Origin of the sequence: Streptomyces atratus (assembly GCF_014648655.1) — a bacterium.
In the GTDB taxonomy this organism is placed as follows: domain Bacteria; phylum Actinomycetota; class Actinomycetes; order Streptomycetales; family Streptomycetaceae; genus Streptomyces; species Streptomyces atratus.
In genome coordinates this window covers 1-22,420 of sequence record NZ_BMRN01000023.1, presented here as the reverse complement: position 1 = coordinate 22,420, position 22,420 = coordinate 1, and the positions used below count along the sequence as shown (strand labels likewise).

Below are 22,420 nucleotides of genomic sequence, written 5' to 3'. Positions count from 1 at the left end.
GGACCATCGGCACCTGGGAGTGGGTCGAGGCAGGGCGAGGGTGAGGACGTGAGCGGCATGGGCAGAGTCGAAGCGAAGCACGGGGGCAGGCCCGCCAGGCAGCTGAGCAAGCAGTCCGGCCACCTGGCGCCGGACTGTCACTCGGCCCGGGCGGGCGGGTCGTTCACGGGAAACCGTGCTCGCGCTCGTGCGATCAGGGCAGCGGGGTCAGGGCTCGCCTGCAGCGCGTTCAGGACCAGGAGCCACCACTGGTCGAGCCGGGACCCGAGTTCCTGCTCCCTCGCCACCTCGTCGGTGAGGCTGTACAGACCGAAGAGCGCGCACACGAGTGTCGTGGCGGTGCCCGACGGCTCGATCCCCTCGGCGAGTTCGCCCCTGGACCGGGCCTCGGCCAGAAGCCTCGTGACGGCAGCGGTCCAGGCTGCAAACGGTGCGGGCACGGGCGCGTCGATGCCCCGGCGCTCGGCCCACAGGCGGGCGCCGGCGCGGGCTACGACGTCCTCGCGCAGCACTCTGGCGATTTCAAAGCTCAGCGCGACGAGCTTCTCAAGCGGCGGGACGCCCGGGGCCGTGTAGTGCTGGGCCAATTGCGGCCATGCGGCGAACTGTTCACTGACGACGGCGAGGGCGAGCTTTTCCTTGCTGGAGTAGTGAAAGTAGATGGCTCCACTGGTCTTCCCCGAGCGGCCGCTTATGTCGTTGATGCTGGTGCCTGCGTATCCCTGTTCGACAAAGAGTTGCGCTGCGGCTTCCAGCAGGGATCTCCGGGTCGCTCTCGCCCTGTCTTGCACGTATGTTCCACCTTCGTTCATTCATGCAATGAGTTTGATACAGGGGGTAGTGCGCCCGCGCATTGGCGGCACTGCGCCGCCGACCGCGGAGCTTTTATTATTCTTCGACCGTGCGTGCATGTGGGTGACATCGGTGAAATTTGCGACCTCATCCCGATGGCTCCACGAACGGGGCCACCCTCAGCGGCCGCTACGACACGGCTTGCATCAACTGACCTGCTTGGCAACGTAGTTGATAGGCCCGACGGCACTCCACAGTTCCCCTCCGGCCGTCCCGTCCCTCGCGTTTAACCTGCGACCGACCTGCCGTCAAACACTCGAAGGAGTGATTGCGTCCCTCTTCGGACAAAATTAACGTAGTGACCACGATGTTTTCGGGCTCGACCCATGAGACGGACGATGTCCGGAGCGGTGGGCCTCACGCAGGCGGATCGACCACCTTCGCGCGCGGTCAAGAAGGACCGTTCGGCATCCCAGGCTGAACAGTCGAGCGCATCTCTCCCGCAGTCCGACATCTCACGAACCCGGCGACAGGACGGAGTCGGCAAACTCTCCAAGAACGGCAGAGAAATGACAGCTCATCGCATCCTTGACTGGTCCCCGGCCGCTATCGTCTTCGATTGCGACGGAACCCTGATGGACACCGAACGCCACTGGCAGGACGCACGCAACAGAGTCTTCAGAGAGTTCGGTCTCAAACCCCCGGCCGGATTCGCCGAGCGAGCCAAGGGGGTGCATTACACCGAGTGCGGGAGCCTCATGGCCGAGGCGACCGGAAAGCCTGACCTCACCGACGATATGACCCATTCGCTTCTCCAGCACTTCACGGCGTTGGTCGCCGCAGACCCCGTCACCATGCCGGGCGCGGCGGCGCTGGTCCGTCTGGCCGCCCGCCATCTGCCACTCGCGGTTGCCAGCAACTGCCCCCTGGACATGGTGGAATCCAGCCTGGACCGGGCCGGACTGCTGGGCCACTTCGGCCATATCGTCGTCGCGGGCGACACGCTGCGGCCCAAGCCCCATCCGGACGTCTATGCCGCTGCGGCAGATCTTTGCGGCGTGCGGCCGCAGGACGCACTGGCGGTGGAGGACTCCGTCACCGGTATCGACTCGGCGCGAAGCGCAGGCCTGCGCGTGCTGGGGGCCGGCCCCCGCCCTGCCGGACGGGGTGCGGACCGGGTCGATTTATGGGTCAGCACCCTGGGTGACGCGGAGTTGATGGCCTGGGCCAACACCCGGATCGCCATGGCAGGGCCACCCCACGAATGAGGTGCCGGGCGCCTCATTCGAGATCTGCGCGCACGCTCTCCACCTACCGGTAGCAGTCCGCACGTGTGTGGATGCGCCGGCGCGAACAGGGTTCGACCTGGCGCTCACGCGGGGACCCGGTAGCCCAGCGCCGTGGGCGCACCGGCGATCCGTACGTACGTGTGCGGCTGCTGAGGCTCCGTCACACCGATGAGCCAACCGCCGCCATGCATGCCGGACGGGCGGATGTCGTCCCGCCCGCAAGGAGGGAGTTGCACCGAGGCGACGTGCGGACCCATTTGTCCGGCCCGCAGGCACGAGGAGTCCTCACGGCAGTGATTTCGGGTGGGGCGAGCGGATCGAAGCCATCGCCTCGCTCGACCTGAAAGTACATGAGCCGTAGCCACTGTCCCCGACGCCGAACGCCTCCAGCGTCCGCGCGGTTACCGCCGTCGCAGCGTGATCCGAGGACACACACGACGGCAGCGCAGGTGAAGAGCGGTGGCGATGACCCCGGACAGCCGTACCTCGCAGCGAGCGGTACTCGGAACCCGGCCGACCGCTCTCGAGCCCATGCCACGGCCGGCCCGGGCCATTGGTCCAGGCGCGGGTGACCTGCGCGTCAAACGCGATGACCTCACCGGCCTGGGCGGCGGCGGAAACAAGGTACGCAAACTCGAGTGGGCCTGCGGTGCAGCGCTCGCCGCCGGCGCCACGGCCCACCGAAGGCATCGTGCTCGACCCGATCTGCACCGGACGCGCGATGGCGGCTTGATCGCGGCGGTCGAGGACGGCGAAGCGGTACCCGGGCAGCGCACGGTCTTCCTGCATTCGGGCGGTGTGCCCGGTCTCTTCGGTCACGCGGCAACGCTCGCGAAACTGGAAGAGGCGCTGACGCCCTCGACTCCGTAGGCGACAGGTCGCGCTCGCGTTGCCACAGGCCGCGACGGCATCGGGAAGCGGCTGCCCAGCCCTCCGCGAGGCGGGCCTTCTTGCGCGCCGGTCACGCTGCGCTCCAGCTCCTTCACGACGAGGGGGTCGAGGAACATCGGAACGAAAACCGGCGCTAAGCCTGCCCGGCCTCGCTGAGGGCTTTGACCTGGGCTTCTGCGAGGGATGAACCTTCGGCAGTCGTATTGATCGACTGTTTGGAGGTCCGGGGTGCCGGTCGAGTTTTTGACGGATGAGCAGGCTGCCGCGTACGCGGCGTATCACGGGGCGCCGTCCCGTACGGAGCTGGAGCGCTTCTTCTTCCTGGACGACGCGGACCGGGAGCTGATCGAGTCCAAGAGGCGGGCCCACAACCGCTTGGGGTTTGCGGCCCAGCTCACGACCGCGCGCTATCTCGGGGTGTTCCTGGACGACCCGACGTCTGTGCCGCCGGAGGTCGTGGACTACCTCGCTGAGCAGCTCGACATCGGTGATCCGTCGGTGCTGAAGGTGTACGGCGAGTGGGAAAACACCCGGCTGGAGCATGTGCGCGAGCTGCGGCGGGTTCTGGAGTACCGGGAGTTCGCCGAGGCGGAGGGGGAGCTGCGGGAGCGGGTGGACGCGCGGGCGTGGACGACGGGCGAGGGGCCGAAGGCGTTGTTCGACGCGGCGTCGGGCTGGCTGCGTGAGCGGCGGGTGCTACTGCCGGGGGTGACAACGCTGACGAGGCTGGTGGCCTCGGTGCGGGAGGCGGCGAACCAGCGGCTGTGGGACACCCTGTACGGGATGCTGAGCGTGGGGCAGCGGGCTGTGCTGGATTCCCTGCTGACCGTGCCGCCGGGTGAGCGGGTCTCGGAGCTGGACCGGTTGCGGCGCGGGCCGGTGCGGGTGTCGGGGCCGCAGATGAGGCGGGCGCTGGAGCGGGCGGAGGAGATCGCCGGGCTCGGGATGGGTGCCCTGGATGTGTCGGGGATACCGCCGCGGCGGCTGGCGGAGCTGTCGCGCTACGGGGTGGACGGCAAAGCGTCGCTGCTCCGCCGGCACTCGGACGCCCGGCGGCTCGCGACGTTGCTGGCCACCACGGTCTATCTGACTTCGCGGGCGGTGGACGCCGCGCTGGACCTGCTGGAGGTGTTGATCGCGACGAAGCTGCTGGCCAGGGCGGAGCGGGAGAGCGCGAAGGAGAAGCTGAAGACCCTGCCGAGGGTGGAGCGGGCGTCGGCGAAGCTGGCGACCGCGTTTCAGGTGGTGTTCGACACCACGAGCGAGCAGGTCGACACTGACACCGGGGAGATCGCCCCGCCGAAGGTGGAGAGCCTGGAGGGGATGTGGGCGGCGATCGAGCAGGTGGTGCCCCGGCATGAGCTGGCCGCGGCGATCGCCGCGCTGTTCGAGCTGACTCCGCCGCTGGACTCGGACGCCGACGAGGCATGGCGGGCGATGCTGGTCAACCGGTTCGGCACGGTCCGGCCGTTCCTGCGGCTGCTGGTCGCCGTGGTGGACTTCGACGCCACCCCGGAGGGCGAGGCCGTGCTGTGCGTGCTGCTGTCGCTGCCGGAGCTGATGGGCCGCAAGAAGGTCGGCCCGGCCGAGATCGACGCCGGTCTGCTGACCGGATCATGGCGTCGTCTGGTCCTGTCGGCGCCGCATCTGGAGCCGGGGACGGTGGACTGGAAGGCGTACACGTTCTGCGTGCTGGAGCACCTGCACCGGATGCTGCGGAGCAAGCAGGTCTTCGCCAGGAACTCATCGAAGTGGGGTGACCCGCGGGCGAAGCTGCTGGCCGGCGAGGCGTGGCAGCAGGCAAGGCCGACCGTCCTGGCCTCGTTGAACCTGCCCGGGGAGGCCGGCGGGCATCTGGCGGCGCGGGCCGCGTTGCTGGACGGCACCTACCAGGAGGTCGCCGGCCGCGCCCCGGACAACGCGCAGATCGTCTTCGACGATGACGGGCGACTGCACTTCGCCGCCCTGGAGCCGGAGCCCAAACCGGCCTCCCTGCTGGATCTGCGGGCTGCGGTCAACGCGATGCTGCCGCGCGTGGACCTGCCCGAAGTGCTGCTGGAGGTCTTCTCCTGGACCGGTGCCGACCAGGCGTTCACGTCGATCACGGGCGGCGAGGCCCGGTTGCGGGACCTGCACGTCACGATCGCCGCGCTGCTGGTCGCCCAAGGCTGCAACGTCGGCTACACCCCAGTTCTGGGCAGCGTGGACGCGCTGAAGTACGGGCGGCTGTCCCACGTTGACCAGACGTATCTGCGGCTGGCGACCTACCGGGCCGCGAACGCCGCCCTCATCAGTCACCAGGCGTCCATCGGCCTCGCGCAGAGCTGGGGCGGGGGCCTGGTGGCCTCGGTGGACGGGATGCGGTTCGTCGTGCCCGTGCCGTCGGTGTACGCGCGGCCGAACCCGAAGTACTTCGGGCGCCGGGGCGGCGCGACCTGGCTCAACATGATCAACGACCAGGCTGCCGGGCTCGGCGGGAAGGTCGTGGCCGGCACCCCGCGCGACTCGCTGTACGTGCTGGACGTTCTCTACGACCGCGACGGCGGCAAGCGCCCCGAGATGATCGTCACCGACACCGCCTCGTACAGCGACATCGTCTTCGGCCTCCTCACCTTGGCCGGGTTCGCCTATGCTCCGCAGCTCGCGGACCTGCCGGATCAGAAGATGTGGCGCATCGACCGTGCCGCCGACTACGGAGCCTTCCAGGACGCAGCCCGCGGTCGGATCGACCTCGCCCGGATCGAGCGGCACTGGGAGGACATCCTGCGGATCATCGGCTCCATCCACACCGGAGCCGTCCGCGCCTACGACGTCATCCGGATGCTCTCCCGCGATGGCCGGCCCACCCCGCTCGGCGACGCGATCGCGCACTACGGGCGGATCGCGAAGACCCTGCACATCCTGCGCCTGGCCGACGAGCCCGGCTACCGGCGGCAGATCAAGGTGCAGGCCAACCTCCAGGAAGGCCGCCACGCGCTCGCCCGGAAGATCTTCCACGGGCGGGCGGGGCAGCTCTACCAGCGCTACCAGGACGGCATGGAGGACCAGATCGGGGCGCTCGGCCTGGTCCTCAATGCGCTCGTGCTGTTCAACACGAGGTACATGGACGCCGCCGTACAGCAGCTACGAGAGGACGGGTTCGACGTCCGCGACGAGGACGTGGCCCGTCTGTCCCCGTTCGTGCGGCATCACGTCAACATGCTCGGTCGGTACTCGTTCCAGCTGCCCGACCTGCCTGGCGGCCTGCGCCCGCTGCGGGCCCCCGATACCACCGATGATGCGTAGGGAGGTGCATCAGCCTTCTCGGTGGCGGAATTGGCCGTGCGGCTTGGGCCTCGGGGCAAACCGGGCACGGGGACAGTGGTGGACTTTGCTCAGCTACAGGGTCCCGGGCTCTGGCTGCCCGCGGCGGTGTTATCGGTGCCGGTTTCGGTCGGCGGCGCTTCGACGGGGAAGAGGATCGGGCTGATCAGGTACTGCGTGCGGTCGGGTGATGGCTCGTTGGCCAGGTGTGGGGCGATCGCCTCCCGCATCCCGTCGATCATCCCGTGCAGTTCCCCAGGGCTGAGCCAGACGGCATGCTGCCGGTAGCCGACCAGGTCGGCTACCGGGTCGGCCGTGTCGCGGTCGAGATACGCGGTGAATTCGGCAGTCAGGACCGCCAGAGCGGCGGCGAATGCGCTGCGATGGTCGTCGAGCGAGAGTGAATTGGCCGTGTCCGTATTGATCCCCGCGCGGTCGCGGCGCAGCCGGTAGCGGCGCTCGACGGCGCCGCGCACGCGTCGTTCCAGGGCGACTTCCAGGACCCCGCCGGCTGCGAGCAGGTCGACGTGCCGGTAGACCGTGGCCTTCGAGACGTCCCGGATGCGGTCGCACAGCTCGGCGGTGGTCAGTTCCCTGCCGCCGCGCATCGCATGAACCACTCGCAACCGCACCGGGTGGGCCAAGAGTTCGAAAGCATCCATCCTGCAATGATCTCACGCCATGCTACCGTTCGCATTCATTGAGAAAGGTTGTGATGGGATGCCTGACGGCGCTGTGACAGAGTCCATGCCCGGCTCAGAACTCGCTTGGATGCCACCGCCCTATGCCGAGCCCGGCCGCTTCAGCGAGTACGAGGTCACCGTCGGCACCGGCCCACTCGCGGTGTCAGGCACGGTGAGCGTCCCCCGCGGGCAGGCTCCCGGCCCCGGCGTGGTGCTGCTCGCCGGTGGTGGACCGTTCGACCGCGACGAGACCAGCGGGCCGAACAAACCGCTCAAGGACCTGGCCTGGGGGCTCGCCAGCCGCGGGACGACAGTGCTGCGCTTCGACAAGGCGACCTACGCCCACCGCGATGTGGCTGCGGCATCGGACCTGACGATGACGCAGGAATACGTGCCGCATGCCGTCGACGCGGTCGACCTGCTCCGTGGCCACCGCTCGGTGGACCCCGAGCGGGTCTTCGTCCTCGGCCACAGTATGGGCGGCAAGGTTGCCCCCGCCGTCGCCGTCGCCGCACCCGCGGTGGCGGGCCTCGTGATCATGGCCGGTGACACGCAGCCGATGCACCACGCCGCTGTCCGCGTCGTCAGCTACCTCGCCACCGTGCTCCCCGACCAGGTCCCACCCGAGGTCATCGAGACCTTCCAGCGGCAGGCCGCCCTGGTCGACAGCGCGGAACTCACGCCCTCGACCCCCGCAGCGGATCTGCCGTTCGGCCTGTCCGCGCCGTACTGGCTCGAACTGCGTGACTACGACCCGGTCGCGATCGCGGCCGGACTCAGCAAGCCGATGCTCATCCTCCAAGGAGGACGCGACTACCAGGTCACCGTCGCCAACGACCTCGTGCGATGGCGGACGGGCCTGGTCGGCCGCCCGGAAGCCGATATCCGTGTCTACGAAGCCGACAACCACCTGTTCTTCCCCGGCGCAGGACCATCCACCCCCGCCGAATATGGAACTCCGCAGCATGTCGACCCCGCCGTCATCGCCGACATCGCCCACTGGCTGAGCCACGGCCAGGGATGAGCGTTCGCGCCGCCTGTGAACCAGCGGTCGGCAGCCTCCAGGCGGGGCACCAGCACACTGCCGACACCGCGCACCGAGGGATGCGCCCCGCTCGCCCTCGCGACAGCGCCGACAGGCCGGGTATCGCCGAACTCAACGCCTGCCGTCGCCGGGCGCGAGCAAACTCATGACCTCGGCGATCGCCTCTGCGGAAGGGTGGAAATAGCGTCGGGCGGTCTCCGGCTTCTTGTGCCGCGACTTGGCCATGAGCATCAGCAGGCTCGCCCCTCCCTCGCCGAGGTGGGTCAGGCCGGAGTGCCGCCACTCATGCAGATCCCAGCCCGTGCCCGGCCCACCACCGAGGGCGGTGTGCTCGTCCAGCAACATCCGGGCCTGCCCGTACGAAAGACGCGCGAGCCCGGTGTCCGGACAGATATCGCGCGGGCTGACGACCTTGCCGGGGCCGGGCTTGCGATGAGTGACGAACACCGGGCCGCGCGTACGCCCCTTGAGTAGGCGAGGCAACAACCGGGCGGCGCCGGCGTCCCAGTAGACCGTCTCCAGGACGAAGTCCTCGCGGACTGCGCCGCGGCGACGCGTACGAGGGCGGGCGCCCTTGCCCTTCACCGGGGCCCGGCGTCCGGCGAGGTCCAACTCCTCGATGTTGACGCCCAGGATCTCCTCGGCGCGGGCGGTGGTCTCGTAAAGCATCCGCCACAGCGTCTTCTCCCGCAGGTGCACCTCCCGCCGCGCGATCAGCCGGTCGATCGCCATTCTCGAGCGGGCCGGCGTCTCGGAGTCCGGCGGGGTAAGCCGCTTCGCCCAGGCCGGGACCGCCGGGCCGTCGTACCCTCGCTCACCGCACCACCCCAGCCACGAGAGCACCGACGCGCGCCGGGCGTTCCAGGTGTTCACCGCGGAGGTGCCCCACAGCAGTTCCAGTGCTTCGCCGATCTCGTCGTCCGCCACGGACGCCAGTGGCCGGCCCTCGCCGAGCCGCTCGGCGGTCTTGCCCACCCCGATCCCCTAGTTGCGGACCGTGTTCGGGTTGCCGAGCGAGTCGAGGAAGACATCGGCCGCCGCGCGGACGGTCAGCGCCTTCCCGGCGGGCAGCTGTATGACGGCGGGCACCGTTTCCCCCTTGCCGCAGATAACAGGGCCGCTTCATGTACGGCCTGGCGGCCGTTCCCGCAGGTCGCGATCAGCCGTCCCGCAGATAATAGGGCGTTATCCGTGGAACGACTTCAGATGGGCCCGGCCCCCGACACTCCGTCAGCCGCCCACCAGCACCGACAGATCCTTAGCGCCGGTTCTCGTTCCGATGTTCCTCGACCCCCGACGATGTCGGAATCGGCCTTGCCCCTGGCGCCACGGCCGCCGAAGTGGCTGCCGGGTCATCGTCCTGGAAGACCTCGCGCCACGCGCACCCGGGGCTGAGCCCGGTAGAAAAGGTCACGAAGTCGCTCGTGTGTGCGCTGCGCTCCAACAGCTGAGCTCCGTCCGCACACGAGGGAGGGCGAGCGCCCAGCGGGCTCCTCCGGCACAAGCCGCGGCTCGGCTTCGCACGGCTCGGCCGAGTGCTGCCGCCTGGCCACCGGCGGCTGGCTCGGGCCACCGACTCCGCCCCGGTCTCACTATTCAGCCAAATTTGACATTAGCTCGCCTTATGAAAGATAAAGAAGGTCCTTTGGGTTGAAGTTCACGCAGCGTGACATTCGAGGCGTGACAGCCGACGTACGTCTACGTGAATGAGTAATGCCGTGTCCCACGCCGCTGTAGTGCCCGACCAGCCGTCCGACCCCGCCGGGGACTGGGAGGCATGGCGCGCCGAGCGGCGGCGCTCTGTCACCTCGGCCGTGGGGAATCTCGCCCTCGTCGAGACCCGCTGGGCCCCGGCCGGTGAGCGCCCCGACCTCGATGCGGCCCGTGCCGGAGCGCCGGATTCTGTGACCGTCACCACAGTGGAGCGCACCGACTTCGTCACCGGCGAGCCCGAGTACGGTCTCCGCTTCTGGGACGCGCAGTCCCCCGCGATCCAGAACTTCGATCGCACCGATGTCTTCCCGTACGACCCGGCCTGGGTACTGGAGGCCGCGTACACCCCGGTGTCGGGTGCCAGGCGGGTCGGGTTCGAGCACATCCGGGACAACGGCGGCACCCGTGACCTCGTCGTGCCGGGCGACATCGAGCTCACCCTGGACGGCCGGGAGTACACACTGAGCGCCTTCGACGACGACGGCACCCTACTGCTCGTCTTCGGCGACCCCACCAACGGCGACACCACCTACGGTGCCGGGCGCTTCCTCTTCGTCACCCACACCGGCGCAGGCCGCGTCCTGCTCGACTTCAACCGTGCCTTCGTGCCGCCCTGCGGATTCTCCGACCAGTACAACTGTCCGATGCCGCCGCGGCAGAACCGTTTCCACCTGCCCGTAGAGGCCGGAGAGAAGCGGCCCGTCTTCCGCGACGGCTTCCCCGCGCAGCACTGATCAACCCCGCACTCCCCCGCCTCGCAGCACGAAAGCGCGTACTCCTCATGAGCATCAAGAAGACTTCCCTGTACGGCGGGGCCACCGCCGCCGCCCTCGCCCTGACCCTCACAGCCTGCGGCGGGGGCTCCAACGCGGGCGGCGCCGCCGGAGGGGCGCACGACAAGAACGCCACAATCAACATCGGTTCGCTCTACGAGCCGCAGAATCTCGACAACACCGCAGGCGGCGGCCAGGGCGTCACCGAGGCACTCAACGGCAACGTGTACGAAGGGCTGTTCAAGCTCACCGACAACGGCAAGGTCGAGAATCTGCTCGCCCAGGACTACAAGGTCAGCGGCGACGGACTCACGTACACCTTCACCCTGCGCGACGGTGTGAAGTTCCACAGTGGCAAGAAGCTCACCAGCCAGGACGTCAAGTACAGCCTCGAAAAGGTGATCGCGAAGGACTCGCAGTCCGCGCGCAAGAGCAATCTCGAGGTCATCAAATCCGTCGAGACGCCTGATCCGCGCACGGTGGAGGTCCAGCTGTCGAAGAAGTCGATCTCCTTCGTCTACAACCTCTCCTACGTGTGGATCATCAACTCCGACGCGAAGGGCCTCAAGACGGACGAGGACGGCACCGGCCCGTACACGCTGGACAAGTGGACCCGCGGCTCCGCTCTCAGCCTCGCCCGGTTCGCCGGCTACTGGGGCGACGCGGCCGCCAACAAGCAGGTCGTCTTCCACTACTACAAGGACGCCACGGCGCTGAACAACGCGCTGCTGACCAACGCAGTGGATGTCGTCACGAGCGAGCAGTCGCCCGACGCCCTCGACCAGTTCAAGAGCAACCAGAACTACAAGGTCAACGACGGCAACTCGACGACCAAGCTGCTGCTCGCCTTCAACGACAAGGCCAAGCCCTTCACGGACGTCAAGGTCCGCCAGGCCGTCTCCGCCGCCATCGACGACAAGAAGCTGCTGGAGTCGGTCTGGGGCGGCTACGGCAAGCCCATCGGCTCCATGGTGCCCCCCACCGACCCGTGGTACGAGGATCTCACCGAGGTCAACGCGTACGACACCGCGCGCGCCAAGAAGCTGCTCGCCGAGGCCGGATACGAGAACGGCTTCAGCTTCACCCTCGACACCCCGAACTACGACCCGCACCCGACCGCCGCGACCTTCATCAAGTCGCAGCTCGCCAAGGTCGGCATCACCGTCGAGATCAACACGATCACGCCGGACGAGTGGTACACGAAGGTCTACAAGAACCACGACTTCACGGCGACGCTCCAGGAACACGTCAATGACCGCGACCTGGTCTGGTACGGCAACCCCGACTTCTACTGGGGCTACGACAACAAGCAGGTCACGCAGTGGGTCGAGGAGGCCGAGCAGGCGTCCAGCACCTCCGAGCAGACCGAACTCCTGAAGAAGGTCAACCGCAAGACCGCCGAGGACGCGGCCAGCGACTGGCTGTATCTGTACCCGCAGATCGTCGTGGCCAACAGCAAGCTGTCCGGCTACCCGGTCAACGGCCTCAACTCCCAGTTCTTCGCCTACGACATCAAGAAGGGCTGATGGGCCGGTATCTCCTGCGCCGTCTCGCCTTCCTGCTGGTGTCGCTGGCGCTCGCGAGCGTGGTCCTGTTCGCCCTGCTGCGGATGCTGCCGGGCGACCCCGCCAACGCGCTCACCTCGGTGGGCGCCGGCCCGGAGCAGATCGCGGCGGCCCGGCACTCCATCGGCTCCGACAAGCCGCTGCCCGAGCAGTTCGTCCACTGGATCGGGCAGTTGGCGAGCGGTGACCTCGGTACGTCGTTCGTGAGCTCGCTGCCGGTCGGGCCCGAGATCGCCTCTCGGCTGAACGTCACCGTCCCGCTCACCCTGGCCGCGTTCGTCCTGGCGGTGCTCATCGCCGTTCCGGTCGGCTTCGTGGCCGCGCACCGGCGCCGGACCTGGTACGGCGCGCTGCTCAACGGAGTGTCCCAACTGGGCATCGCCGTCCCCGTGTTCTGGCTCGGCATGATCCTCATAGCCGTCTTCGCCCTGAACGCCGGCTGGCTTCCCGCGGGCGGCTTCCCGCAGGACGGCTGGTCACAGCCGGCCGAGGCGATCCGCTCACTCGCCCTGCCCGTCATCACCATCGCGCTCGTGATGAGCGCCTCGCTGATCCGCTACGTCAGGTCGGCCTCACTCGACGTACTGGGCAGCGACTACCTGCGCACCGCGCGAGCCATGGGTTCGTCGTTCGGGCAGGCCATGTGGCGGCACGGGCTGCGCAACGCCTCCGTACCGGTGATCTCGATCCTCGGCATCGAGCTGGCGTCCACACTGCTGGGCGCGGTGGTCGTGGAGTCCGTCTATGCGCTCCCGGGTCTCGGCTCCCTGCTCGCGACCGGCATCGCGCAGCACGACTATCCGGTCATCCAGGGCGTGCTGTTCGTCTCCACGCTCGCGGTGCTGATCATCGGCTTCGCGGCCGACTTCGCACAGCGGATCATCGATCCGCGGCTGCGCGGCAGGCTTTCGGGAGGTGCCCGATGAAGCGGTCGACGAAGCGCTCGTACACGTTGACCGTCGGATGCGTCCTGGCCGGCCTGATCGCCGTGCTTGCGCTGGTCTCGCTCTTCTGGCTCCCGTACGCCGCCGACGACACGTCCGGCGGACGGCTCACGGGCCCCGGTGCGGGCCACCTCCTCGGCACCGACAAGCTCGGCCGCGATCTGTTCACCCAGCTGATGACCGGCTCCCGTATCGCCTTCGAAGCGGGCCTGGGATCGGTCCTCATCGCGGCCGCCCTCGGTGGCACGCTGGGTGTGCTGGCCGCGTTCGCGCAGGGCTGGATAGACGACACGCTCTCCGCGTTCCTCGACATCCTGATCGCCTTCCCGACGCTGCTGCTGGCCATGCTCATCGTCGCCGCCCGCTCGGCCACGCTGGGGTCCGCCGTGCTGGCGATCGGCCTCGCGCAGAGCGCGGTCGTGGCACGGTTGGTGCGGATCCTGGTCAAGCGGGTCCTGGCACAGGACTACATCACGGCCGCGCGCACCTCGGGCACGTCGTGGCCGCGGATCGTGGCCGGGCACGTACTGCCCAACATCTGGCCGACGCTCGTGGTGAACCTGGCCCTCCAGTTCGGGCTCGCGGTGCTGGCCGAGGCCGGCCTGTCCTACCTGGGTCTGGGAGCGCCGCCGCCCAACGCCTCGTGGGGCCGCATGCTCCAGGAGGCGCAGGCCACCTTCACCACGGCCCCGGCAGGCGCGCTGGCCCCCGGCATCCTTCTCGTCCTGCTCGTCATCGGTGTGAACCTCATCGCCGACGGACTGCGCGACACCCTCGACCCTGCGGCCCGGCGGAGGCGCGCGTGAACATCCTCGACGTACGCGACCTCACGATCCGTACGGCCGACGGGCGCATCCTCGTCGACCGCCTCTCGCTGGCCATGGCCCCCGGCGAACGCCTGGGCCTCATCGGAGAGTCGGGCTCCGGGAAGTCGCTGACCACCCTCGCCGTGCTCGGCCTGCTGCCCGACGGGATGACGGTCACCGGCAGCGCCGAGCTCGCCGGCACCCAGATCGTGGGCGCGAGCGAGAAGCAGCTCACGGGTGTGCGCGGCCAGGACGCCGCCATCGTCTTCCAGGAGCCACTCACCGCGCTCGACCCGCTGATGCGCGTCGGCAGGCAGATCGCCGAACCGCTGAGCAGAAGGCGAGGCCTGAAGGGCGCCGAGCTGAAGCGGGCTGTCGTAGCAGCGCTGGAGCAAGTGCGGCTGCCCGAGCCCGACCGCATCGCCCGCGCCTTCCCGCACGAGATCTCCGGCGGACAGCGCCAGCGCGTCGCACTCGCCATGGCACTGGCCTGCGAGCCGAAGCTGCTCATCGCGGACGAGCCGACCACCGCCCTCGACGTCACCGTGCAGTCCGACATGCTCGACCTGCTCGACACCCTTGTACGGGAACGGGACATGGCCGTCCTCTTCGTCAGCCACGACCTCGCGGTCGTCGCGAGGGTCACCGAACGCGTTCTGGTCATGAAGGACGGCCGCGCCGTCGAGGAGGGCGACGTCCGCGAGATCGTACGCACCCCGCGTGAGGAGTACACCAAGGCGCTGGTGGAAAGCGCACGGCAGCTGGAATCAGCTCTGGACCTGAGGAGCACGCGATGACGCCCGTACTGGAGCTGAACGAAGCCTCCTTCAGCTACCGAGGACACGCCGCGCCCGTCGTCGAGGACATCTCCCTCACCGTCGAGACCGGGCAGAGCCTCGCCCTCGTCGGCGAATCGGGCGCGGGCAAGACGACTCTGCTGCGGTTGCTCCTCGGGCTCGCCCGGGCAACCACCGGCACCGTCCGGTTCGACGGCGAAGAGCTGAAGCCACGCAACAGCGAGCAGATGCGGCGTTTCAGGCGCAGTGTGCAGTGCGTCTTCCAGGACCCGTACTCGTCGCTGGACCCGCGTCAGCGCGTCGGCGGCATCGTGTCCGAACCACTGCGCTCCCTCGGCCTCGACAGCCGGAGCACGGCCGGGCCCAAGGTCGCCGACGCCCTGGAGCGGGTCGGCCTCCCGGCCGACGCCGCTGAGCGCTATCCGCACGAGTTCTCCGGCGGCCAACGCCAGCGCATCGCGATTGCCCGCGCGACCGTGTGCGACCCGCGAGTGCTGCTCGCCGACGAGCCCGTCAGTGCGCTCGATGTCACCACTCGCGTCAAGGTCGTCGATCTGCTCAACGAGTTGAAGCAGGAGCGGGGCCTGACTCTCGTCATGGTCTCCCACGACCTGTCGGTGGTCGCCTCGCTGTGCGAACGCACCGCCGTCCTGGAGAGCGGCCACATCGTCGAACAGGGTGGGACCGCACAGGTGCTGGGCGCTCCCGCGCACCCGTACACGCGTCGCCTCGTCGAAAGCGTGCCACGACTGCCCGCTTGACCGGTGGATGCGTGCCTCCGACGACTGGATCTCTTCGATGCCCGGGTCCAGCGACGCCCGTGATCAATACACCCAGGTCACGCCGCGACTGCTACCCGGTCCCAGACCCAGTACAGGCTGACGATCACGATGGGCGCGGTCATGGCGGGCAGGGCCCAGCGGTGTGCGGGAGTCCGGCGAAGGAGGGCCAGCAGCGGGAACACTGCGGCGATGATGCCCAACTGCACCGCCTCGATGCCGGCGTTGAAGCTCAGCAGCGACAGCAGCAGCTCCCAGGACCAGCTCTCGTCGATGCCGAGCGCGCCCGCGAAGCCCAGACCGTGGACGAGGCCGAACAGGAAGACGGCCAGAAGCCGCCAGCGTCCGCTCCCCTCCCGGTCGCGAAGGACGACGCCCGCGAGCGCCACAACGGCGATGGAGGCCGCGATGACCGGCTCCACGACCGATCCCGGCACGTTCACCACGCCCGTGGTCGCCAGCAGGAACGTGACGCTGTGCGCGGCCGTGAAGGCGGTCGCCGTGAGGACGATGTCGCGCAGGCCGCGAGCGCCGATGAGCAGCGACAGCAGGAAGAGGATGTGGTCCAGGCCGAACAGCAGGTGTTCGGTGCCGAGCAGGAAGAACTCCACTATCTGGTGCGACTCGTGGTGTCCGCCGGTCTCCAGGGCCGGCTCGGCGGCGGACAGCACCTGAGAGCCTCGCTGCCCGTCGATGTCGTAGTGGACGATCGTCTCCGTGCTGTGGACGAAGCTCTCTGCGTCGGGGAACAGGGCGCTGGAGACGGTGTAGGTGCCATCGGCGCCACCCGCGCAGTCGTAGGCCAGGGTGAGGACGGCGAACGGCCGGGTGCCGCGGGTGCGGACGTCCGCGTCGCCGACGCGGCGGGGGGTGCAGGAGGTGCCGTCGCGGGTGACGGCGAAGCGTCCGGTGACGTACTCGGTCACCGCTTCGGCATGGGTGTCGAGCTGGTGCAGCTGCTCCGCACGGTCCTTCGCCTCGTACGCCTCGGCGTACAGCCAGGCCGACTTCATGAGCAGGTCGTATTCGAGGTCGAGGGTCGCCTCGGCACGGGCTCCGGCGCCCTCCACCTCGACGTACGCGGTCGAGGTCGCGTCGTGCGCGGCGGCGGGGGCCGGGTGGGCGAGGCCGGCGACGAGTACGGCCATCAGGGCCGCGACGGTGGTGAGGAGCGCGGCGGGCAGCCGGCGCTGCCGGAGCCGGGACAGCCAGGAGGAGGGCAGGGTCGCCGGCAGGGGCAAGGGGGCTGGGCGCATGGAGTTCTCGGTTCTCGTTGTCGAGGGCCGGGCAGTGGTGGGCCCGACGTCCCGGACCGCTCGGATCCGGGACGTCGGGCGTGGGTGCCGAACAGGTGCTACCTACGGGTCAACCGGTCACCGCCGGTCGGCGGACGACGTGAACCACGGGTAGGCGGGCACGTCCGGTCCCCAGGTGCCGGGCCGGCCATGGGCGTCCTTGGTCACGAAGGCGCTCGGCTCGGAGGCGCTCACGCCGCCGCCGGTGGAGCGCGCCGTGACGAACCACGCGTGGGTCGTGCCGGGCTTGAGCCCCTTCCAGTTCACCGAGGCGACCTCACCGGAGCCGGCCTTGGTCCTCCCGATGACGCTCACGGGGTTGTAGAGCGCCAGCGAGTCGGTCTTGAAGGTCGTCTTGCGGGTGCTGAGGTCGATCGGGAGGACCATGTTGTCCTCGGTGCCGTCGTAACGGTGGTTCGTGTCGTACTCGGTGGCGCCGAACTCGTCGAGCAGCGGGGAGTAGGTGTCGACGGTCAGCTCGGACCGGTCGACGTCGAACTGGAGCATGCGGAAGAAGCTCGCGCCGAACCGCAGCTGGTCGTCGGGCTGGTAGCCGCCGATCTCGGTGAGCCCGAGCCGGTCCGCGGACACCGTGTAGAACTGGTAGTCCGCGAGCAGCTCGACGACGTCGTGACCGACCTCGCCGACCCTCGGCTTCACGTTGGTGCCGACGCCGTGCTCATGACCGGCGAGGATCAGGAACACGTTGGGGTTGTCCTGGACCACCGTCTTGTACAGCATCGAGCCGTCCGGCGCGGAGAACTTGGCGCCGCGTCCGTCGGGGTTGCTGCTCGGGGCGAGGTAGTCGTGCGAGAGCAGGATGCCGTTGCGGTCGGGGTAGCGTTTGAAGACGGAGTCGGCCCATTCGGCTTCCTCGCGCGTCACCCCGTAGGACAGGCCGACCACGACGAAGTCGAGGCCGCCGGCGGAGAACAGCTCGTAGTGGTTCTGGTTGTCGCCCGCGCGCCAGGGGCCTCCGTACTCGGCGTGCTCCCAGCCCTTCGAGAGCGCCTGGTAGCGCTCGGGCCCGTAGTACTGGTTGTAGATCGCGTCCGGACCGTTCTCGGTGCCTGACTGGTTGTCGTGGTTGCCCGCGATCACACCGTTCGGCACACCCGCGTCGTCCAGGATCTTCTGCTGCTTCGAGGACACCTCCAGCTCTCCGGTGACCTGGCGCCGCATGGCTTCGTCGACGGGCTTGCGGATGTTGTTCTCGATGATGTCGCCGGTGTGGGCGACGTACGCGATCTTGTGCTTGTCCTTGTTGTCCGCGATCCAGCGTGAGACGTCGCCGTACGCCTTCTCCCAGACCGCGCGTTCCTCGGGCGTCTCCTGCTCAACCGCGCCCTCGGAGAGGTACTGCGTGTCGGTGTAGTGGACGATCGAGAAGTCGTACGAGTCGGGGTCGGCGAACCCGTTCGGGTCACCGGCGTCGATGTCGTCGGCGAAGGGGTCCTCGCCGGTCACCATGGTGTGGACCTGCTGCCGGTCGATGTATTTCCGGTCGACGACGGCGGTCAGGACGGTGTCGCCGTCGGCGGCTCCGCGGGCGCTGGTCAGGACATCCCACTGCTTCGTCCCGGTGTTCCACACGCGCAGCGCGGCGAGCCGCTCGGGGTCGATGACGCCCTCCCAGCGCAGCACCGGCGCGTCGACATGGCCCTTCACCTGGACGTCGAACCGCTGGTACGTGACGTCCTCGGCGGCCGGCGCGTCGAGCGTCCTGCCGTCGGCGGGTGCGAGGCCGTCGGCCTTCACCTTCTTCTCGCCGTTGACCTTGAGCGTCGTGGGAACGGACGTGGCCGTTCCCACGTACACCTGGTTGGGGGTGAGGATCTCGGCCTCGGAGAAGGTGGCGCTCACCGTGCCGCCGTCGGGCTCGGCAACCTTCGCCGACAGTTCGACGTTGCTGTCCGCGTCGGTCGTGCCGGACTTCGGAGTGAGGTCGGCGGGGGTGTCCGGGATGCCGGCGGAAGTGAACTTCACCTCGCGGGTGCCGCTGTTGCCGACGCCGTCGGTTCCGGACACCGACAGCGTGTGCTCGCCGGCGGACAGACCGGGACCCACAAAGGCGCCGAGCTGGATCGGTTTGCCGTCGAGCTTCACGTCCGGGCCGTCCACCACGCCTGAGAGGTCCCCCAGCCGGACGTCGAGGACGACCGACGCGGTGATCCTCTGGCCGGCGGCGGGGATGCTGGCAGAAACCTGGGGCGCCGAGTTGTCGGTGACCAGGACGCGGGTCGCGGTCCTGCCGGTCTTCGAGGTCGCGGCCAGGGTGTGCTTTCCGTCGTCGATCTCCGCGGTGTCGAGGTCCGCGCGGAGGCCCTGGGCCGGACCCTCGACGAAGAACTCGAGGTCGATCTCGGTCAGCGGGTTGACGTTGTCGCCGCAATTGCCGTCGCCGAAGCTGTACGAGCCCTTGACCATCCGGCCGGTGGCGGTGCCGTTCGCCGGGGTGAGGGTGATGTCGGAGACGGCGAAGTCGTCGCGGTTGTCCCCGCACGAGGTCGGAAACGTACCGGTGACGAAATCGACCGTGTTCCAGCCGGGGACCAGCCACTCGTTCGGGAAGGTCAGGCCGACGTGCTGACTGACGAAGTCGCTGTCGAGCACGTGCTTCTGACCGTTCACCAGGATGTGGTTCTGGTAACGGGCCTCGATCGAGTTGCTGCCCACGGTGAAGCCGAGGGTCGCGTTGCCGGATCCGAGGGTGTCGGAGACTCGCACGGCCGGGGCGTCGATCGTGTAGTGCAGTTCCACTTCGCGCAGGCGGGTGTCGCTGTTGCCGCAGGTGCCGTCGCCCATGGCGTACGAGTCCGCGATGTCCTGGCCCGTGACGGTCGCGCCGTCGAGGGTGAGGGCGAGCCGCGCGATGTCGAAGTCGTCGCGGTTGTTGCCACAGCTCTCCTTGTACGAGCTCGTGACGACCGTGATGGTGTTGTCACCGGGCGCCAGGTGGCGCGCCGGGACGGCTATGTCGACCCGCTGACTCACCCAGGTGCCGCCCAGGTCGACGCGCTTGCCGTTGACGAGCAGGTAGTTGTCGTTCCGGTCGTCGATCGAGTTCGACCCCACGTCGAAGGAGAAGGTCGCCGCGCCGTTGCCGAGGTGCGGATCGGTGACGGGCGTGTCACCGTCCACGGTCAGCGACTCGACGTCGCCCTCGGCACCCGCCGGGAAGTTCGCGAACACCGGTTGCCGGCCCTTCACCAGCGTGCCGTCCTTGGGCAGCAGCCGGGGGGCACCCGCCGGGGCGTTGTTCACCGTCACGGTGTTCTTGACGGTCTTGCCGGAGACGGTCCTCGCGGTGAAGGCGTGCTCGCCGTTGGCGAACTCCGCGGTGTCCAGGTCGGCTTGAAGTCCGGTGGTGCCCTGCGGGTCGCCCAGTACGAAGAAGCTGAGCGTGGCCTTCGTCAGCAGCGAGGTGTTGGAACCGCAGCTGCCGTCGCCGAAGGAGTACGTGTATTCGTTCTCCTCGCCGTCCGCGACCTCGCCGAGCAGGTCCAGGCTGATGTCGGACAGCACGAAGTCGTCGTAGTTGGCGCCGCACGAGCTGTCGACCGCGCCGGCCAGGATCTCGATCTTGTTCTCGCCCTTGACCAGGTGCTGGTTCGGGATCTCGATCGTGCCCCGCTCGTTGACGAGGTCGCCGATGTCGGCCCGGTACTCACCGTTGACCAGCACGTAGTTGTGGTAGCGGGCCTCCGTCGAGTTCGACCCGACGTCGAAGCTGAGCCGGGACACCCCGACCGTCTGCTCGGCGTCGATCGCCTTCCCGTCGACCGCGAGCCCCGTCACGGAGTCACCGGCGAGCGTCGGCGTGGCCGCGACCTTCTCCGTGCCCTCCAGATACGCCCCGTCGCCCGGGGTGAGGACCGGCAGGCTCGTGCCGCCCGCCGACCCGCTCCGCCCTGGTGTGCGCTGCTCCGCACCGGTATCGGCGTACGCCGTCGTCAGGTTGCCGCTCACGAGGAGCAGCGCGGTGAGGGTCACCCCCGCGAGCCGTCGTCCGCCCGATCTGCCACCCGGCCGTGTTCGCCGCTCTGCTGGCCGCATCAGCAGCCGTCCTTCCTGATCGCTGCAAGGTGAAGGGCACGCCGTGAAGACGTACGACATGCCCATGGCGAATCCTGGGCAGCGCAGGTGAACGGAGTTGAATCACCTGTGAACCATCAGCGGAAGGATCCCCGTCCACGGCCACGGCCGGAGCAGTTGCACGGGCATCGGTCCCAGGGCATACCCCACGCGGCGGGTCCAGAGGCCGTCCGCAGCCGGGACGACTTCGGCCGGCTGAATCTCCGGCCCCGGCCCGGGCTGTTCACCGCGTGCGCGATCGATGTGCGGGGGTCCGCTGAGACGTCCCGCGCGGGAGACCTGCCGTCACCCTTCGGGGCTTTCCCGATCCCCTGTACGCGCCGTGCGGCCGCTGGTGATCCTCGACGCGGAAGGATCAACGCCATGACCGTTCCCACCCCGAACGTCGGGTGTGTTCACCCGTCGCACGCTCGCCGACTCCCGGCGTCCGAACACCATTGCACCGGCCGGCGGCGACGGCCACATCCGCACCGACCACGTGACTGAGGAGAAACCGTGCTCATCGATCTCACCGGCAGGACCGCACTCGTCACCGGATCCACGCAAGGTATCGGTTTTGCCATTGCCGCAGGGCTGGCCGGGGCCGGCGCTCGCGTGGCCGTCAACGGACGCCGCCGGCAGTCCGTGGACGATGCCATCGACAGGCTGCGGCAGGAGACGGACCGTGACGCCTTCATCGCCGCACCCGGCGACATCACCACCGACGACGGCGCCCGTCAGGTCACCGAAGCGGCCCCGGACGTCGCCGTCCTCGTCAACAATCTCGGCATCTTCGGGGCGACCCCGGCCCTGGAGATCAGCGACGAGGCGTGGCGCCAGTACTTCGACGTGAATGTCCTGTCCGCCGTCAGGATGATCCGCGCCTACCTCCCGGCCATGAAGGAGCGCTCCTGGGGGCGAGTCCTGAACATCGCAAGCGATTCGGCGGTGGTCATCCCGGTGGAGATGGTCCACTACGGCGTGTCGAAAACTGCCCTGCTCGCCGTCACGCGGGGCTTCGCCAAGGACGCTGCCGGCACCGGAGTCACCGTCAACTCGATTATCGCCGGGCCGACTCACACCGGCGGTGTCGAGGATTTCGTGTACGAACTCGTCGACCCCGGTCTTCCCTGGGACGAAGCGCAGCGGGAGTTCATGGTCAAGTACCGGCCTCGGTCGCTCCTGCAGAGGCTGATCGAGCCGGAGGAGATCGCCAACATGGCCGTATATCTCAGCTCCGACCTCGCATCCGCCACGACCGGCGGGGCCGTGCGCACGGACGGTGGATACGTCGACTCCATCCTCCCCTGAAAAGTCACGAACGCCAGGATCTCCATATCAGCCATGTCCTTGACGTCGGTGCGTCGACGTACCTCGAATCGCCGAGGCGTCGCCGAGCGGGCGGCGGTGGCCCGAGCGCCGTCCTTGCGACGCCCGGCGGTCGGCGGCCGGAGGAACCGGGGGTTGCTGCATCGAGCCCCGCCGGGCGGCCTGCCACACCAGTTGCGGAAGGACCGGCATGGGCAGCGGTGTTGCTGCCTGTGCCGGTCCTGGCTCGCGAGGGGGATGCTGAGTCTGTGGCTCAGTAGGCGGAGTTGACGTTGTCGATCGACCCGTAGCGGTGGGCGGCGTAGTTGGCGGCCGCGGTGATGTTGGCGACGGGGTTGGTGA

The 22,420-nt window shown here is 68.7% G+C and carries 16 protein-coding genes and 2 pseudogenes; 10 read left to right on the top strand and 8 right to left on the bottom strand.

The window, feature by feature from the left end:
* Positions 1-137 precede the first annotated feature (137 nt).
* A complete protein-coding gene (locus tag IEZ15_RS28380) occupies positions 138-812 on the bottom strand; it encodes a ScbR family autoregulator-binding transcription factor (protein WP_189279952.1) in 675 nt (224 codons plus the stop codon).
* Between the two features lie 549 nt (positions 813-1,361).
* Between IEZ15_RS28380 and IEZ15_RS28375 the strand changes: the two genes are divergently transcribed.
* Complete coding sequence (locus IEZ15_RS28375; RefSeq protein WP_189279951.1) at positions 1,362-2,060, top strand: HAD family hydrolase; 699 nt, start codon at positions 1,362-1,364, stop codon at positions 2,058-2,060.
* Positions 2,061-2,164: 104 nt separating this feature from the next.
* Here the strand turns inward: IEZ15_RS28375 and IEZ15_RS28370 are convergent, their stop codons facing one another.
* Together IEZ15_RS28370 and IEZ15_RS47230 are read right to left on the bottom strand one after the other, a co-directional pair.
* Entirely contained in the window at positions 2,165-2,317 is a 153-nt protein-coding gene (locus IEZ15_RS28370) for a hypothetical protein (protein WP_189279950.1), read from the bottom strand.
* Between the two features lie 49 nt (positions 2,318-2,366).
* Positions 2,367-2,900, bottom strand: coding sequence for a hypothetical protein (locus IEZ15_RS47230; RefSeq protein WP_189279949.1), 534 nt, complete (start codon positions 2,898-2,900; stop codon positions 2,367-2,369).
* A 300-nt stretch (positions 2,901-3,200) separates the two neighbouring features.
* Between IEZ15_RS47230 and IEZ15_RS28360 the strand changes: the two genes are divergently transcribed.
* Positions 3,201-6,257 (top strand): Tn3 family transposase, encoded by a 3,057-nt coding sequence (locus IEZ15_RS28360; RefSeq protein WP_189279948.1) that lies wholly within the window; start codon positions 3,201-3,203, stop codon positions 6,255-6,257.
* Positions 6,258-6,346: 89 nt separating this feature from the next.
* Here IEZ15_RS28360 and IEZ15_RS28355 read toward each other — a convergent pair whose 3' ends face one another.
* On the bottom strand, positions 6,347-6,937 hold the full coding sequence (locus IEZ15_RS28355) for a helix-turn-helix domain-containing protein (protein ID WP_189279947.1): 591 nt from the start codon (positions 6,935-6,937) through the stop codon (positions 6,347-6,349).
* 109 nt (positions 6,938-7,046) lie between these two features.
* Between IEZ15_RS28355 and IEZ15_RS28350 the strand changes: the two genes are divergently transcribed.
* On the top strand, positions 7,047-7,982 hold the full coding sequence (locus IEZ15_RS28350) for an alpha/beta hydrolase family protein (protein ID WP_229846153.1): 936 nt from the start codon (positions 7,047-7,049) through the stop codon (positions 7,980-7,982).
* Between the two features lie 132 nt (positions 7,983-8,114).
* Here the strand turns inward: IEZ15_RS28350 and IEZ15_RS28345 are convergent.
* Positions 8,115-9,092: pseudogene (locus tag IEZ15_RS28345) on the bottom strand (tyrosine-type recombinase/integrase).
* 617 nt (positions 9,093-9,709) lie between these two features.
* On the opposite strand from IEZ15_RS28345, the gene IEZ15_RS28340 reads away from it, so the two are divergent.
* The 6 genes from IEZ15_RS28340 to IEZ15_RS28315 are packed head-to-tail and all read left to right on the top strand — an operon-like array spanning position 9,710 to position 15,362.
* Positions 9,710-10,450, top strand: coding sequence for a DUF1684 domain-containing protein (locus IEZ15_RS28340; RefSeq protein WP_189279945.1), 741 nt, complete (start codon positions 9,710-9,712; stop codon positions 10,448-10,450).
* Positions 10,451-10,497: 47 nt separating this feature from the next.
* Positions 10,498-12,015, top strand: coding sequence for an ABC transporter substrate-binding protein (locus tag IEZ15_RS28335; RefSeq protein ID WP_189279944.1), 1,518 nt, complete (start codon positions 10,498-10,500; stop codon positions 12,013-12,015).
* Positions 12,015-12,980, top strand: coding sequence for an ABC transporter permease (locus tag IEZ15_RS28330; protein WP_114247940.1), 966 nt, complete (start codon positions 12,015-12,017; stop codon positions 12,978-12,980). The genes IEZ15_RS28335 and IEZ15_RS28330 overlap by 1 nt, the downstream gene beginning before the upstream one ends.
* Positions 12,977-13,804: an ABC transporter permease gene (locus IEZ15_RS28325; protein ID WP_189279943.1), complete on the top strand. Its 828-nt coding sequence runs from the start codon at positions 12,977-12,979 to the stop codon at positions 13,802-13,804. Before IEZ15_RS28330 ends, IEZ15_RS28325 begins: the two co-directional genes overlap by 4 nt.
* On the top strand, positions 13,801-14,601 hold the full coding sequence (locus IEZ15_RS28320) for an ATP-binding cassette domain-containing protein (RefSeq protein WP_189279942.1): 801 nt from the start codon (positions 13,801-13,803) through the stop codon (positions 14,599-14,601). The genes IEZ15_RS28325 and IEZ15_RS28320 overlap by 4 nt, the downstream gene beginning before the upstream one ends.
* Positions 14,598-15,362, top strand: a complete 765-nt coding sequence (locus IEZ15_RS28315; RefSeq protein ID WP_189279941.1) for an ABC transporter ATP-binding protein — start codon at positions 14,598-14,600, stop codon at positions 15,360-15,362. The genes IEZ15_RS28320 and IEZ15_RS28315 overlap by 4 nt, the downstream gene beginning before the upstream one ends.
* Positions 15,363-15,439: 77 nt before the next feature.
* Here the strand turns inward: IEZ15_RS28315 and IEZ15_RS28310 are convergent, their stop codons facing one another.
* The gene (locus IEZ15_RS28310; protein ID WP_189279940.1) at positions 15,440-16,636 is read right to left on the bottom strand and encodes a HupE/UreJ family protein; all 1,197 of its coding nucleotides are present in this window, start codon (positions 16,634-16,636) and stop codon (positions 15,440-15,442) included.
* 117 nt (positions 16,637-16,753) lie between these two features.
* Positions 16,754-20,668: a metallophosphoesterase gene (locus tag IEZ15_RS28305; protein WP_189279939.1), complete on the bottom strand. Its 3,915-nt coding sequence runs from the start codon at positions 20,666-20,668 to the stop codon at positions 16,754-16,756.
* 597 nt (positions 20,669-21,265) lie between these two features.
* On the opposite strand from IEZ15_RS28305, the gene IEZ15_RS28300 reads away from it, so the two are divergent.
* A complete protein-coding gene (locus IEZ15_RS28300; RefSeq protein WP_189279938.1) occupies positions 21,266-22,060 on the top strand; it encodes an SDR family NAD(P)-dependent oxidoreductase in 795 nt (264 codons plus the stop codon).
* A 271-nt stretch (positions 22,061-22,331) separates the two neighbouring features.
* On the opposite strand, the pseudogene IEZ15_RS47670 reads toward IEZ15_RS28300, so the two are convergent.
* Positions 22,332-22,420, bottom strand: a pseudogene (locus IEZ15_RS47670) (transglycosylase SLT domain-containing protein); the annotation flags it as partial.